The organism is Citrobacter sp. C13 (assembly GCF_014596815.2).
Taxonomy (GTDB): Bacteria; Pseudomonadota; Gammaproteobacteria; order Enterobacterales; family Enterobacteriaceae; genus Citrobacter; species Citrobacter portucalensis.
Window position 1 is genome coordinate 1,528,718 of sequence record NZ_CP115024.1, and the last position, 13,809, is coordinate 1,542,526.

The following is a 13,809-nucleotide window of genomic DNA, read 5'->3' on the forward strand; positions in this document are numbered from 1 at the left end:
CTAGGGTTCAGGCAGAAAGGTCACCAATGAGCTGGATTGAACGAATTAAAAGCAACATTACTCCCACCCGCAAGGCAAGCATTCCTGAAGGGGTGTGGACCAAGTGTGATAGCTGCGGTCAGGTTTTATACCGTGCTGAGCTGGAACGTAATCTTGAGGTCTGTCCGAAGTGTGACCATCATATGCGCATGTCGGCGCGCAATCGCCTGCATAGCCTGTTAGATGAAGGTTCTCTTGTGGAACTGGGTAGCGAGCTTGAGCCGAAAGACGTGCTGAAGTTTCGTGACTCCAAAAAATACAAAGACAGACTGGCTTCTGCGCAGAAAGAAACTGGCGAGAAAGATGCGCTGGTGGTGATGAAAGGCACACTTCACGGTATGCCGGTCGTTGCTGCGGCATTCGAGTTCGCGTTTATGGGCGGCTCCATGGGCTCTGTGGTCGGCGCGCGTTTTGTCCGTGCCGTTGAGCAGGCGCTGGAAGACAACTGTCCGCTGATCTGTTTCTCTGCTTCTGGCGGGGCGCGTATGCAGGAAGCGTTGATGTCTTTGATGCAGATGGCGAAAACCTCTGCTGCGCTGGCGAAAATGCAGGAACGCGGTTTACCGTATATTTCTGTACTGACCGACCCAACAATGGGTGGTGTTTCCGCAAGCTTCGCGATGCTGGGCGATCTCAACATTGCAGAACCGAAAGCATTGATCGGCTTCGCTGGTCCGCGTGTTATCGAGCAAACCGTACGTGAGAAACTGCCGCCGGGATTCCAGCGCAGCGAGTTCCTGATTGAAAAAGGCGCTATCGATATGATCGTTCGCCGTCCGGAAATGCGTCTGAAACTGGCAAGCATCCTGGCGAAGCTGATGAATCTTCCTGCGCCGAATCCGGATGAGCCGCGTGAAGGCGAAGTGGTACCTCCGGTTCCCGATCAGGAACCAGAGGCCTGATAGTTTACGCTATGGGTTTCGGGTTGCAGGCAGGCGAGAAGAGCGTTGATCCCGATGAGCTTACACCGGTAAGTGATTCGGGAGAGCGAGTACAGCCAACGCATCTGCAACGTGGAAAACAACGTGTAAAAAAGGGCAGGCCGGTTGGCGCTGCCCTTTTGCTTTTCTCAACGTAAAGAATCTACAGGCATCATGGACAATAAACGTATCCCTCAAGCCGCGTCGCCCCTGGCGTCGTGGCTTTCTTATCTGGAAAACCTGCACAGTAAAACCATCGATCTGGGCCTTGAACGCGTCAGTCAGGTGGCGCGTAAACTGGGTGTGTTGAAACCTGCGCCATTTGTTTTTACGGTGGCAGGAACCAATGGGAAAGGCACAACCTGTCGTACGCTGGAATCTGTGCTGACTGCGGCAGGCTATAAAGTTGGGGTGTACAGTTCGCCTCATCTGGTGCGCTACACGGAACGCGTACGCGTGCAGGGGCGTGAACTGCCGGAATCAGCCCATACCGCCTCGTTTGCTGAGATTGAAGACGCACGGGGTGACATTTCCCTGACCTACTTTGAATACGGTACGTTATCGGCACTCTGGCTGTTTAAACAGGCCCAGCTGGATGTCGTTATTCTGGAAGTGGGGTTAGGCGGCCGCCTTGACGCCACCAATATCGTCGATGCCGATGTCGCAGTAGTCACCAGTATTGCGCTTGACCATACTGACTGGCTGGGCCCGGATCGCGAAAGTATTGGTCGTGAGAAGGCGGGAATTTTCCGCGCAGAGAAACCGGCCATCGTCGGCGAACCGGAAATGCCTTACACCATCGCCGATGTCGCGCAAGAGAGCGGGGCGATTTTGCAGCGCTGCGGTGTGGACTGGCGCTATACGGTCACGGAGAATGACTGGTCGTTTACGGACGCTCATGGAACGTTGACGCACCTGCCGTTGCCGCAGGTGCCACAACCTAACGCAGCAACCGCGCTGGCCGCACTGCGCGCAAGCGGCCTTAACGTCAGCGAGCAGGCCATTCGTGAAGGTATCGAACAAGCGATTTTACCGGGACGCTTCCAGATTGTGAGCGAGTCGCCGCGAGTGATTTTTGATGTTGCCCATAACCCGCATGCGGCGGAGTATCTGACCGGACGTCTGAAAAAGTTAGTGAAAAGCGGGCGTGTACTTGCGGTTATCGGTATGCTACATGATAAAGATATTGCCGGTACGTTGGCCTGGCTGAAAAGCGTGGTTGACGACTGGTACTGTGCGCCCCTGGAAGGGCCGCGTGGTGCAACGGCAGAACAGCTGCTGGAGCACCTGGGCAAAGGCAACGCCTATGACAGCGTGGCGCAGGCATGGACTGCGGCACTGGCTGAGGCGAAGCCAGAAGATACCGTGTTGGTGTGTGGATCGTTTCACACTGTCGCACATGTCATGGAAGTAATAGACGTGGGGAGAAGCGGTGGCGAGTAAGTTTCAGAATCGATTAGTCGGCACAATTGTGCTGGTCGCGCTCGGGGTAATTGTGCTTCCCGGGCTGCTTGACGGCCAGAAAAAGCATTATCAGGATGAATTTGCAGCGATCCCACTGGTGCCTAAACCCGGCGATCGCGATGAACCAGACATGATGCCTGCAGCAACGCAGGCGCTGCCGACTCAGCCGCCGGAAGGGGCGGCAGAAGAGGTGCGTGCGGGTGATGCTGCCGCGCCATCGTTGGATCCATCACGTTTGACGACGGCAAACAGCGCGGAGTTAGATCCTGTTCCTGCGCCTGTGGAACCACCGAAACCTAAACCGAAGCCGCAGCCTGTTGCCGTCGCCCCGACGCCAACGCCGGCACCGACTCCAGCGCCGAAACCGGCCGCTGAGGAAGCGCCAGCGCCAACCGGCAAAGCGTACGTTGTACAACTCGGTGCATTGAAAAACGCGGATAAGGTCAATGAGATCGTGGGTAAACTTCGTGGCGCGGGCTTCCGGGTATATACTTCCCCGTCAACGCCGGTGCAGGGTAAAATAACCCGCATTCTCGTAGGGCCTGACGCCTCCAAAGATAAGCTGAAGAACTCGCTGGGCGAGCTGCAGAAGATCTCTGGTTTGAGCGGGGTGGTGATGGGGTATACCCCTAACTAAGGGATTGCGTTACGTTGCTCTGATGTAGGCCGGACAAGGTGTTTACACCGCCATCCGGCAGTGCCCGAAGAGGCATAAAATCGTATGGCGTTGAAGATTTTTTCAGCGCCATTTTTATTTACGCGTGGAAAGGAAATCCCTACGCAAACGTTTTCTTTTTCTGTTAGAATGCGCCCCGAACAGGACGACAGGGCGTAAAATCGTGGGACACATATGGTCTGGATTGATTACGCCATTATCGCGGTGATTGGTTTTTCCTGTCTGGTTAGCCTGATCCGTGGCTTTGTTCGTGAAGCATTATCGTTGGTGACTTGGGGTTGTGCTTTCTTTGTCGCCAGCCATTACTACACTTACCTGTCTGTCTGGTTTACGGGCTTTGAAGACGAACTGGTTCGAAATGGGATTGCTATCGCGATACTGTTCATCGCGACACTTATCGTCGGCGCTATCGTTAACTTTGTGATAGGCCAACTGGTAGAGAAAACAGGACTGTCGGGTACCGACAGAGTGTTGGGGATTTGCTTCGGTGCTTTGCGTGGAGCGTTGATCGTCGCCGCCATACTGTTCTTTCTCGATACCTTTACCGGTCTGTCGAAAAGTGAAGACTGGGGTAAGTCACAGCTGATCCCGCAGTTCAGTTTCATCATCAGATGGTTCTTTGACTATCTGCAAAGCTCGTCAAGTTTCTTGCCCAAAGTATAAACTTTGGGTCGTTGCTGAACGAGGAAAAGACGTATGTGCGGTATTGTCGGTATCGCCGGTGTTATGCCGGTAAACCAGTCGATTTATGACGCGTTAACGGTGCTCCAGCATCGTGGTCAGGATGCTGCGGGCATCATCACCATTGATGCCAACAACTGCTTCCGCTTGCGTAAAGCAAACGGAATGGTGAGCGATATTTTTGAAGCGCGCCATATGCAGCGTTTGCAGGGCAATATGGGCATCGGTCATGTGCGTTACCCAACGGCTGGCAGCTCCAGCGCCTCCGAAGCTCAACCTTTTTACGTCAACTCACCGTATGGCATTACGCTTGCCCACAATGGCAACCTGACCAACGCGCATGAGTTGCGTAAAAAGCTGTTTGAAGAAAAGCGCCGCCACATCAATACCACTTCAGATTCTGAAATTCTGCTGAATATTTTCGCCAGCGAGCTGGATAACTTCCGCCATTACCCGCTGGAAGCCGACAATATTTTTGCTGCCATTGCGGCAACCAACCGCCAGATTCGCGGCGCCTATGCCTGCGTGGCGATGATTATCGGTCACGGCATGGTTGCCTTCCGCGACCCTAACGGTATCCGTCCGCTGGTGATGGGCAAACGCGATATTGGCGATGGCCGTACCGAGTACATGGTGGCGTCTGAGAGCGTAGCGCTGGATACGCTGGGCTTTGAATTCCTGCGCGACGTAGCACCTGGCGAAGCGGTGTACATCACCGAAAAAGGCCAGCTGTTTACTCGTCAGTGTGCTGATAACCCGGTGAGCAATCCGTGTCTGTTTGAATACGTTTACTTCGCTCGCCCTGACTCCTTTATCGACAAGATTTCCGTCTACAGCGCCCGTGTGAATATGGGGACTAAGCTTGGCGAAAAAATTGCCCGTGAGTGGGAAGATCTGGACATCGATGTAGTAATCCCAATCCCGGAAACCTCCTGTGATATCGCGCTGGAAATTGCCCGTATTCTCAGTAAGCCGTACCGCCAGGGGTTTGTGAAAAACCGCTATGTGGGCCGTACCTTTATCATGCCGGGCCAGCAGTTGCGTCGTAAATCTGTGCGCCGTAAGCTGAACGCTAACCGTGCGGAATTCCGTGATAAAAACGTGCTGCTGGTGGATGACTCCATCGTGCGCGGCACCACTTCAGAACAGATTATCGAGATGGCGCGTGAAGCTGGCGCGAAGAAGGTGTATCTGGCCTCTGCCGCCCCGGAAATTCGCTTCCCGAACGTTTATGGCATCGATATGCCTACGGCGACGGAGCTGATCGCTCATGGTCGTGAAGTAGACGAGATTCGCCAGATAATCGGCGCAGATGGTCTGATTTTCCAGGATTTGAACGATCTTATTGAAGCTGTCCGTGCTGAGAACCCGGATATTCAGCAGTTTGAATGTTCAGTGTTTAACGGCGTGTACGTTACTAAAGACGTCGACCAGCAATATCTCGATTTCCTCGACTCCCTGCGTAATGACGATGCCAAAGCGGTGTTGCGTCAGAACGAAGCGGAAAACCTTGAGATGCACAACGAAGGTTAATGTTTGCTCGCAAGCAAGGACGCAACCTGCGCCCTTGCTTGCAACTCACCGTAATTTCCTGCAAAGTCGGCCCTGAGCAAGTAAGGGCGATTACACATGAAACGACTCATCATTGGTATTTCTGGTGCAAGCGGGGCAATTTACGGCGTGCGCCTGTTGCAGGTATTGCGTGACGTCACTGATGTGGAAACCCACCTGGTGATGAGTGCCGCTGCCCGGCAGACGCTGGCGCTGGAAACGGACCTCTCTGTGCGCGACGTGCAGGCGCTGGCAAATGTGAATCACGATACCCGTGATATCGCCGCCAGTATCTCCTCCGGCTCTTTTCAGACCGCCGGAATGGTTATCCTGCCTTGTTCAATCAAAACGCTTTCTGGCATCGTCCACAGTTACACCGATGGGTTGCTTACCCGTGCGGCAGATGTGGTGTTGAAAGAACGTCGTCCGCTGGTACTGTGTGTACGCGAAACGCCGCTGCATCTGGGTCATCTGCGATTGATGACGCAGGCGGCAGAAATTGGGGCGGTGATTATGCCACCTGTCCCGGCGTTCTATCATCGTCCACAAACCCTCGATGATGTGATTAATCAAACGGTTAATCGCGTGCTTGACCAGTTTGATATTACCCTTCCGCAAGACCTGTTCACCCGCTGGCAAGGGGCGTAAGCCGTTCCATCAGCGTGCAAAGAATCATCCGTTGCCCTGTTTCAGGGCAATTTTGTAACCGCGATCATATCCTCAACATTTAATTCGTTAAAACTCAACGAAACGCTGCGGTTCAACCGCCAGACCTGCTATCTTCAAAATCAGGACATTATTGCAACGTTTTATTAACATATTTAACGTCGAATATCCTCATCGACGCGAAAATGGCATAAGACCTGCATGAAAAAGTCTGCAAACACACAACACAACGTAAAACATAATAAAATTACGCCACTTGAGGGTTATGTATGAAGAAGACGGTTCTTGCTTTGTCTTTGCTGGTAGGACTCTCCGCCACCGCGGCCAGCCACGCAGCACTTCCGCAGACGGTTCGTATTGGTACAGATACAACGTACGCTCCTTTTTCCTCTAAAGATGCCAAAGGCGACTTTGTCGGTTTTGATATCGATCTGGGAAATGAGATGTGTAAGCGCATGCAGATCAAATGCACCTGGGTTGCCAGCGACTTTGATGCGCTGATCCCATCGCTGAAAGCGAAAAAAATTGATGCCATCATCTCCTCGCTTTCTATCACCGAAAAGCGTCAGCAAGAGATTGCGTTCTCAGACAAACTTTACGCTGCAGACTCACGTCTGATCGCCGCGAAAGGTTCCCCAATTCAGCCGACTCTGGATTCCCTCAAGGGTAAACACGTTGGCGTCCTGCAAGGCTCTACTCAGGAAGCCTATGCCAATGACAACTGGCGCAGCAAAGGCGTGGACGTGGTGGCCTATGCGAACCAGGACCTCATCTATTCTGACCTGACGGCAGGCCGTCTGGACGCGGCATTACAAGATGAAGTTGCGGCCAGCGAAGGCTTCCTGAAGCAGCCTGCTGGTAAGGATTACGCTTTTGCCGGTCCGTCGGTGAAAGATAAAAAATACTTTGGTGATGGAACCGGGATTGGCTTGCGCAAAGATGATGCAGAGCTGAAAGCCGCTTTCGACAAAGCGCTGGGCGAACTGCGTAAAGACGGCACCTACGACAAAATGGCGAGCAAATATTTTAATTTTAATGTCTACGGCGATTAATACAGCGGCGTGGGGAATTGACTGCACCATTGCGGGTAACCATTTCGGTGCATAATAAATTCAGTGCACTGTTTTGGTGCTTTTATCGCTGACTTAATAGGCATGAGTGCATACTTAAGCGCTTTTCATGCAAATAAATACCGCCGACAGGGTAGAATGCTTTGCCTTGTCGGCCTGATTAATGGCACGATAACTGCACCTGGTCCTGTAAAGATCCCCTATAAAAGACAGTCTGTTGAGGATAGTTATGAAAAAACTGGTGTTGTCTCTTTCTCTGGTTCTGGCTTTCTCCAGTGCTACCGCAGCATTTGCAGCCATTCCGCAAAAAATTCGTATCGGTACCGATCCTACTTATGCGCCGTTTGAATCGAAAAATGCACAGGGTGAATTAGTCGGTTTTGATATCGATCTGGCTAAAGAGCTGTGCAAACGTATCAATACGCAATGTACCTTCGTGGAAAACCCTCTGGACGCGCTGATCCCTTCGCTAAAAGCGAAGAAAATTGATGCCATCATGTCCTCGCTTTCCATTACTGAAAAACGTCAGCAGGAAATCGCATTTACCGACAAGCTTTATGCAGCCGATTCGCGTCTGGTTGTCGCTAAAGATTCTGCTATTCAGCCGACCATTGAGTCGCTGAAAGGTAAACGTGTTGGTGTGCTGCAAGGCACTACCCAGGAAACGTTCGGCAACGAACACTGGGCGCCAAAAGGTATTGAGATTGTCTCTTATCAGGGGCAGGACAATATCTATTCTGACCTGACTGCAGGGCGTATTGACGCCGCGTTCCAGGATGAAGTCGCGGCTAGCGAAGGCTTCCTGAAACAGCCAGTCGGTAAAGATTACAAATTCGGCGGCCCGTCTGTGAAAGACGAGAAGTTGTTCGGCGTGGGTACCGGTATGGGACTGCGCAAAGACGATAACGAGCTGCGCGAAGCGCTGAACAAAGCCTTTGCCGAAATGCGAGCTGACGGTACTTACGAGAAGCTGGCGAAAAAGTACTTCGATTTTGATGTTTACGGCGGTTAATTACCGCAGGTGCTGATAAAGCCCGTAGATTTTTGACGTGTTGAATTTATGCCTGATGGCGCTGCGCTTATCCGGCCTGCAGTGATTTTGTAGGCCGGATAAGGCAAAACCGCCATCCGGCATTTAACGGTTAGTCTGAAATCAAAAGAGGCTTACTACTCCACCACACACGACAGGACAGGCAGCATGTTGTATGGCTTTTCAGGTGTTATTTTACAGGGCGCAATTGTTACGCTGGAGCTGGCACTCAGCTCGGTGGTACTGGCGGTTCTGATAGGTCTTGTCGGCGCAGCAGCAAAGCTGTCGCAAAGCCGGGCAATGGGGCTTATTTTCGAAGGGTACACAACGCTAATCCGCGGTGTGCCCGATCTGGTCTTAATGCTGCTCATCTTCTACGGATTACAAATCGCGCTGAATACCATTACTGATGCCATCGGTATCGGCCAGATTGATATTGATCCGATGGTTGCGGGCATTATCACCCTTGGATTCATCTACGGTGCCTACTTTACCGAAACTTTTCGCGGTGCGTTTATGGCTGTACCAAAAGGCCATATTGAAGCCGCGACGGCGTTTGGCTTTACCAGCTCACAAATATTTCGTCGCATTATGTTCCCGGCGATGATGCGATATGCCTTACCGGGAATCGGTAATAACTGGCAGGTTATTCTTAAGGCTACGGCGCTGGTATCGTTGCTTGGACTTGAAGACGTGGTGAAAGCGACTCAGCTTGCCGGGAAGAGTACCTGGGAGCCGTTCTATTTTGCCGTCGTGTGCGGGGTCATCTATCTGGTGTTTACCACTGTTTCTAATGGTGTGCTGCTGTACCTTGAGCGCCGCTATTCCGTGGGTGTGAAGAGGGCTGACCTGTGATCGAGATTATTCAGGAGTACTGGAAGTCCCTGCTGTGGACCGACGGATATCGCTACACTGGCGTCGCTATCACCCTGTGGCTTTTGATTTCGTCAGTAGTGATGGGCGGAATACTGGCACTCTTTTTGGCGATTGGTCGCGTTTCCAGTAACAAATTTATCCAGTTTCCCATCTGGCTATTCACCTATATTTTTCGTGGGACGCCGCTGTACGTTCAGCTACTGGTGTTTTATTCCGGGATGTATACGCTGGAGATAGTTAAAGGCACGGACTTCCTCAACGCGTTTTTCCGCAGCGGGCTGAATTGCACCGTGCTGGCGCTGACGCTGAATACCTGCGCCTATACCACGGAGATTTTCGCCGGGGCTATCCGTTCCGTGCCTCACGGTGAGATTGAGGCTGCGCGCGCATACGGTTTCTCGTCATTCAAACTGTATCGATGCATTATTTTACCTTCCGCGCTGCGTATTGCGCTGCCGGCATACAGCAATGAAGTTATTTTAATGCTGCACTCAACGGCGCTGGCATTTACTGCAACGGTGCCTGATTTGTTGAAAATCGCTCGCGATATCAACTCGGCAACGTATCAGCCGTTTACCGCATTCGGTATTGCCGCTGTGCTGTATTTGATTATTTCGTATGTCCTGATCAGTCTGTTCCGTAAAGCGGAAAAACGCTGGTTGCAGCATGTATCCTCTAAATGATTCGAGTAACACGATGTCTGAAAATAAATTAAACGTTATCGATTTACATAAGCACTACGGCGAACATGAAGTGCTAAAAGGGGTATCGCTGCAGGCCAACGCGGGTGATGTTATCAGCATTATTGGCTCGTCAGGTTCCGGTAAAAGTACCTTCCTGCGCTGCATTAACTTTCTCGAGAAACCGAGTGCCGGGTCGATTGTCGTCAGTGGTCAGAACATTGGTCTGGTGCGCGACAAAGACGGCCAACTGAAGGTTGCGGACAAAAATCAGCTGCGCCTGCTGCGCACGCGACTGACGATGGTTTTTCAGCACTTTAATCTGTGGAGCCACATGACGGTGCTGGAAAACGTCATGGAAGCGCCGATTCAGGTGTTGGGGCTGAGCAAGCAGGAAGCCCGCGACCGTGCGGTGAAGTATCTGGCTAAAGTGGGCATTGATGAGCGCGCACAGGGCAAATATCCGGTGCATCTGTCCGGTGGTCAGCAGCAGCGTGTTTCCATTGCCCGTGCGCTGGCGATGGAACCGGAAGTGTTGCTGTTTGATGAACCCACGTCGGCGCTTGATCCTGAGCTGGTGGGTGAAGTGCTGCGCATTATGCAACAGCTGGCCGAAGAGGGGAAAACCATGGTGGTGGTGACCCACGAAATGGGGTTTGCCCGTCATGTTTCCACGCACGTGATTTTCCTGCATCAGGGGAAAATTGAGGAAGAGGGTGACCCGGAGCAGGTATTCGGTAATCCGCAAAGCCCGCGTTTGCAGCAGTTCCTCAAAGGTTCGTTGAAGTAAATCACCTGCCCGGAGGCGTTACGCTTTCCGGGCTTACAATTTTAGCGCGTCGCGCTCCAGCCGAAACACCCAGTCGTCGTAGGCGATGCCGTCAATCTCATATGTCTTTTCCAGTACCTGTATACGTACAAAGCCCGTCTTTTCCAGAATACGGATTGAGCCCTTGTTATCCGCCAGCGCGTATGCGTTTATCGCCGTCACACCTGCATGTTTGAAGGCATACTGACACACCGCGCGGACGGCTTCGCTGGCAATACCTTTCCCCTGAGCCTGTGGCATGACGGCGTAGCCGAGGTCGGCTTCCTGCGGGTAAAGATGGCTGATTTGCAGACCAATATCGCCAAGTTGCGTTGGGTTGTTATGCTCGCGGATGACGAAAGTATGCTGTGCAGCCAGACGTCTGGCGAATAACAGCCGCGTATCTTTCGCCGGGGCGATATCGCCCATATAGCGCATGACTTCAGGAGATTCACGGAGTTTCTGGAAAAATGACCAGTCAGAAAATTGAAACAAAGAGAGGGTGAGTCGGGGAGTCGATATTATCGCCATAACGTCGCCATTGCGGAAATCTGGCCTATAACCTTATCACCACAACGGCGACTGTGAATAGCGCTTAGGAGTTATCGAATGACATCCGCCAGCGCTTCTTCTAAATCGTACCAGCGAAATGCAAAGCCGGATGCTTCCAGACGTTTGGGCAATGCGCGTTGTCCACCAAGGACCAGTACCGACGATTCCCCCATCAGCAGTCGCATAGCGGTGGCGGGAACGCGCAGAATGGCAGGGCGGTTCAGAGCGTGTCCCAGCGCGTGGGCAAACTGCTCATTGTGCACCGGATATGGTGAAACCATATTGAAAGGACCGCGTAGATCATTATTCAGCAGCCAGATAATTCCGTTGACCATATCATCAACATGGATCCAGGCCATATACTGGCGTCCGTTACCAATCGGGCCGCCTAAGCCAAGACGAAACGGCGGGACCATTTTCGCCAGAATACCGCCAGCAGAGGCCAGTACCACGCCGGTACGCAGCATACACACGCGGGTTTTGTCGCTTTGCGCAGTGCTGGCAATTTGCTCCCAGCGGGCACATAGCTTATGGGTAAATTCGTTATGCGGTGGCTCTTCTTCCGTAACCACAACTTCGCCCAAATCGCCGTAGTAACCGGTAGCGGAACCGGAGATTAACACCGCGGGCGGCGTCTCGCTGGCATTGATTAAATCGACCAGTTTCTGCGTAATGCCCCAACGGCTCTGGCACAGGCGTTCCTTTTGCTGTGCGCTCCAGCGCTTATCTGCAATAGGTTCTCCGGCAAGGTTAATCACGGCATCAATGTCATTGAGATGTTGCCGCTCTTCCAGTCCTTTCCATAACGCGACCCGAGAGTCGAGAATCTGACGCGCTTTATCAGGGGTACGTGTCACTACAATTATCTGATGCCCCAGTTCCAGCAGGCAGGGGATCAGATGACGTCCAATCAGGCCAGTACCGCCGGTAATCAGAATCTGCATGTCGCCTCCCGAGTTACGTTTTAGCGCTGCCAGCTCAGCGTCATTGATACTGAGTCGGCGTAACGCAATGCGTGAAGTTTATCTATCTCTACTTCAGCATAAGTGACCCAGTGATGTTCGCGTGCGATATCGAGCACATCTTGAGTTAATTTTTCTAACAATGAGAAGCGGTTACCCTCCACGTGGGCAATGATGCTCTTGGTGATAGTGCGATAATTCAGCGCGTCGTTGATATCTTCGCTGGTACGGGCTTTGTCTGCCGGATAGTGAATGGCAATGTTGATGACGATATCCTGGCGATTAAGGATCTCCTCTTCTTTGATGCCGATAAAGGTGCGCAGACGAAGGTTTTTTATACGAATAATAGCGTCAGGTTGTGACATTGCAGGTTTCCTCCATGTATGAACCTCTGCATGATACACGAGAACCGAATTGCGTCACCGCTTCTCACTCTGTGCTTGCTGCATGGCGCGTTCCGTGGCGGGACGCGTACGGATGCGTTCGTGCCAGTTATTGACCGCCGGATAGTTGTCGAGATCGATGCGCTGACGCTGATGGGCGTGGATCCACGGCCAGCAGGCAATGTCAGCAATGCTGTAGTGATCGCCTCCCAGCCAGGGTGACGTTTCAAGGCGTTTATTCATCACGTTGTACAGGCGCTGGGTTTCAACCTGGTATCTTTCAATAGCGTAAGGGATCGTTTGCGGAGCGTAATGACTGAAATGATGATTCTGCCCCAGCATAGGGCCCAGACCGCTGACCTGCCAGAACAGCCACTGGAGTGCGGTGTGGCGTTCGCGTAATTCACCGCTGAGCAGCTTACCGCTCTTCTCTGCCAGATAGAGTAAAATTTCTCCGGACTCAAACAAGCTGATGGGCCTTCCGCCGTCCACCGGGGCATGATCGATAATGGCCGGGATTTTATTGTTCGGCGAGATCTGCAGAAAATCGGGGCGAAACTGGCTACCTTTGCTGATATCGACATGAATCAGACGGTATTGCAGCTGTGCCTCTTCAAGAAACAGCGTGATTTTGTGACCGTTTGGCGATGGCGTGTAATAGAGATCGATCATTTTCAGCATCCGTTTTGTCATGAACCGGGTCATTACAAGTATAGAGCCTGTTGGCGTGCGTGAGTTTTCATCAAGTGACAGCGAGAGAAAGACTCTATATTTTGAAGGCAAGCCAATACACTTCAGAGGACATTATGAGCAAATCTGCAATTACGCTGTGGTCAGATGCCAATTTTTTCTCCCCTTACGTGCTGTCTGTTTATGTTGCTCTGCAAGAGAAAGGGCTACCTTTTACGCTGAAAACCGTTGATCTCAATAGTGGTGAACACTTGCATCCTTCATGGCAAGGTTACGCCTTGACGCGCCGCGTACCGGTTCTTGAGATCGATGGTTTTGAACTGAGCGAATCATCAGCGATTACGGAATTCCTGGAAGAGAGCTTTGCACCGCCACAGTGGGAGCGTATCTACCCACACGATGTACAAAATCGCGCTCGGGCGCGCCAGGTTCAGGCGTGGATCCGCAGCGATTTAATGCCTATCCGTGAGGAACGATCAACAGATGTCGTTTTTGCTGGCGTGAAGAAAGGACCGTTAAGCGAAGCGGGAAAAGCCAGTGCGGAAAAACTGTTCGCTACTGCGAGCAGTTTACTGAGCCACGGTAAGCAGAATTTATTTGGTGAATGGTGTATCGCTGACTGTGATTTAGCGCTAATGCTTAATCGCCTGGTCCTGAATGGCGATGAGGTTCCAGAAGCGCTTGCGGAATACGCCACCTTCCAGTGGCAGCGCGCCTCAGTACAGCGTTTTATCGCGCTTTCAGCGAAGCGTTCCTGCTGA

The 13,809-nt window shown here is 52.2% G+C and carries 16 protein-coding genes; 12 read left to right on the forward strand and 4 right to left on the reverse strand.

Annotation, left to right across the window (positions count from 1 at the left end; all coding sequences use genetic code 11):
* Positions 1-26: 26 nt before the first annotated feature.
* From accD to hisP, 11 genes are all read left to right on the forward strand, one after another.
* Positions 27-941 carry an acetyl-CoA carboxylase, carboxyltransferase subunit beta gene (gene accD / locus IB222_RS07195; RefSeq protein WP_003834797.1) on the forward strand — a complete coding sequence of 305 codons (915 nt, stop codon included), beginning with the start codon at positions 27-29 and terminating at the stop codon, positions 939-941.
* A gap of 192 nt (positions 942-1,133) precedes the next feature.
* A complete protein-coding gene (folC, locus tag IB222_RS07200) occupies positions 1,134-2,402 on the forward strand; it encodes a bifunctional tetrahydrofolate synthase/dihydrofolate synthase (RefSeq protein WP_149384756.1) in 1,269 nt (422 codons plus the stop codon).
* Positions 2,392-3,060, forward strand: a complete 669-nt coding sequence (gene dedD, locus IB222_RS07205) for a cell division protein DedD (RefSeq protein ID WP_003834793.1) — start codon at positions 2,392-2,394, stop codon at positions 3,058-3,060. The genes folC and dedD overlap by 11 nt, the downstream gene beginning before the upstream one ends.
* A 213-nt stretch (positions 3,061-3,273) precedes the next feature.
* Positions 3,274-3,762 (forward strand): colicin V production protein, encoded by a 489-nt coding sequence (gene cvpA / locus IB222_RS07210; protein ID WP_003028129.1) that lies wholly within the window; start codon positions 3,274-3,276, stop codon positions 3,760-3,762.
* A gap of 33 nt (positions 3,763-3,795) precedes the next feature.
* Positions 3,796-5,313, forward strand: coding sequence for an amidophosphoribosyltransferase (purF, locus tag IB222_RS07215; RefSeq protein WP_149384757.1), 1,518 nt, complete (start codon positions 3,796-3,798; stop codon positions 5,311-5,313).
* 96 nt (positions 5,314-5,409) lie between these two features.
* On the forward strand, positions 5,410-5,979 hold the full coding sequence (locus tag IB222_RS07220) for a UbiX family flavin prenyltransferase (protein ID WP_003028125.1): 570 nt from the start codon (positions 5,410-5,412) through the stop codon (positions 5,977-5,979).
* 287 nt (positions 5,980-6,266) lie between these two features.
* Complete coding sequence (gene argT, locus IB222_RS07225) at positions 6,267-7,049, forward strand: lysine/arginine/ornithine ABC transporter substrate-binding protein ArgT (protein WP_149384758.1); 783 nt, start codon at positions 6,267-6,269, stop codon at positions 7,047-7,049.
* A 247-nt stretch (positions 7,050-7,296) separates the two neighbouring features.
* Positions 7,297-8,079 (forward strand): histidine ABC transporter substrate-binding protein HisJ, encoded by a 783-nt coding sequence (hisJ, locus tag IB222_RS07230; protein WP_003028120.1) that lies wholly within the window; start codon positions 7,297-7,299, stop codon positions 8,077-8,079.
* Between the two features lie 186 nt (positions 8,080-8,265).
* Positions 8,266-8,952, forward strand: a complete 687-nt coding sequence (locus IB222_RS07235) for a histidine ABC transporter permease HisQ (RefSeq protein ID WP_003028118.1) — start codon at positions 8,266-8,268, stop codon at positions 8,950-8,952.
* A complete protein-coding gene (hisM, locus tag IB222_RS07240) occupies positions 8,949-9,656 on the forward strand; it encodes a histidine ABC transporter permease HisM (RefSeq protein ID WP_003028116.1) in 708 nt (235 codons plus the stop codon). The genes IB222_RS07235 and hisM overlap by 4 nt, the downstream gene beginning before the upstream one ends.
* A gap of 13 nt (positions 9,657-9,669) precedes the next feature.
* Positions 9,670-10,443 (forward strand): histidine ABC transporter ATP-binding protein HisP, encoded by a 774-nt coding sequence (gene hisP, locus IB222_RS07245; RefSeq protein WP_003028114.1) that lies wholly within the window; start codon positions 9,670-9,672, stop codon positions 10,441-10,443.
* A 33-nt stretch (positions 10,444-10,476) separates the two neighbouring features.
* Here the strand turns inward: hisP and IB222_RS07250 are convergent, their stop codons facing one another.
* From IB222_RS07250 to yfcG, 4 genes are all read right to left on the reverse strand, one after another.
* Positions 10,477-10,992, reverse strand: a complete 516-nt coding sequence (locus tag IB222_RS07250; RefSeq protein ID WP_149384759.1) for a GNAT family N-acetyltransferase — start codon at positions 10,990-10,992, stop codon at positions 10,477-10,479.
* 71 nt (positions 10,993-11,063) lie between these two features.
* Positions 11,064-11,957: a TIGR01777 family oxidoreductase gene (locus tag IB222_RS07255; RefSeq protein ID WP_149384760.1), complete on the reverse strand. Its 894-nt coding sequence runs from the start codon at positions 11,955-11,957 to the stop codon at positions 11,064-11,066.
* Positions 11,958-11,977: 20 nt separating this feature from the next.
* The gene (gene folX, locus IB222_RS07260) at positions 11,978-12,340 is read right to left on the reverse strand and encodes a dihydroneopterin triphosphate 2'-epimerase (protein WP_003028107.1); all 363 of its coding nucleotides are present in this window, start codon (positions 12,338-12,340) and stop codon (positions 11,978-11,980) included.
* 54 nt (positions 12,341-12,394) lie between these two features.
* The gene (yfcG, locus tag IB222_RS07265; RefSeq protein ID WP_149384777.1) at positions 12,395-13,030 is read right to left on the reverse strand and encodes a GSH-dependent disulfide bond oxidoreductase; all 636 of its coding nucleotides are present in this window, start codon (positions 13,028-13,030) and stop codon (positions 12,395-12,397) included.
* A 134-nt stretch (positions 13,031-13,164) separates the two neighbouring features.
* On the opposite strand from yfcG, the gene yfcF reads away from it, so the two are divergent.
* On the forward strand, positions 13,165-13,809 hold the full coding sequence (yfcF, locus tag IB222_RS07270) for a glutathione transferase (protein ID WP_063940563.1): 645 nt from the start codon (positions 13,165-13,167) through the stop codon (positions 13,807-13,809).

Bases quoted from the DNA above. Each gene is read 5' to 3' on its own strand.
- accD (WP_003834797.1), top strand. From the start codon at position 27: ATGAGCTGGATTGAACGAATTAAAAGCAACATTACTCCCACCCGCAAG.
- folC (WP_149384756.1), top strand. From the start codon at position 1,134: ATGGACAATAAACGTATCCCTCAAGCCGCGTCGCCCCTGGCGTCGTGG.
- cvpA (WP_003028129.1), top strand. From the start codon at position 3,274: ATGGTCTGGATTGATTACGCCATTATCGCGGTGATTGGTTTTTCCTGT.
- purF (WP_149384757.1), top strand. From the start codon at position 3,796: ATGTGCGGTATTGTCGGTATCGCCGGTGTTATGCCGGTAAACCAGTCG.
- IB222_RS07220 (WP_003028125.1), top strand. From the start codon at position 5,410: ATGAAACGACTCATCATTGGTATTTCTGGTGCAAGCGGGGCAATTTAC.
- argT (WP_149384758.1), top strand. From the start codon at position 6,267: ATGAAGAAGACGGTTCTTGCTTTGTCTTTGCTGGTAGGACTCTCCGCC.
- hisJ (WP_003028120.1), top strand. From the start codon at position 7,297: ATGAAAAAACTGGTGTTGTCTCTTTCTCTGGTTCTGGCTTTCTCCAGT.
- IB222_RS07235 (WP_003028118.1), top strand. From the start codon at position 8,266: ATGTTGTATGGCTTTTCAGGTGTTATTTTACAGGGCGCAATTGTTACG.
- hisP (WP_003028114.1), top strand. From the start codon at position 9,670: ATGTCTGAAAATAAATTAAACGTTATCGATTTACATAAGCACTACGGC.
- IB222_RS07250 (WP_149384759.1), bottom strand. From the start codon at position 10,992: ATGGCGATAATATCGACTCCCCGACTCACCCTCTCTTTGTTTCAATTT.
- IB222_RS07255 (WP_149384760.1), bottom strand. From the start codon at position 11,957: ATGCAGATTCTGATTACCGGCGGTACTGGCCTGATTGGACGTCATCTG.
- folX (WP_003028107.1), bottom strand. From the start codon at position 12,340: ATGTCACAACCTGACGCTATTATTCGTATAAAAAACCTTCGTCTGCGC.
- yfcG (WP_149384777.1), bottom strand. From the start codon at position 13,030: ATGATCGATCTCTATTACACGCCATCGCCAAACGGTCACAAAATCACG.
- yfcF (WP_063940563.1), top strand. From the start codon at position 13,165: ATGAGCAAATCTGCAATTACGCTGTGGTCAGATGCCAATTTTTTCTCC.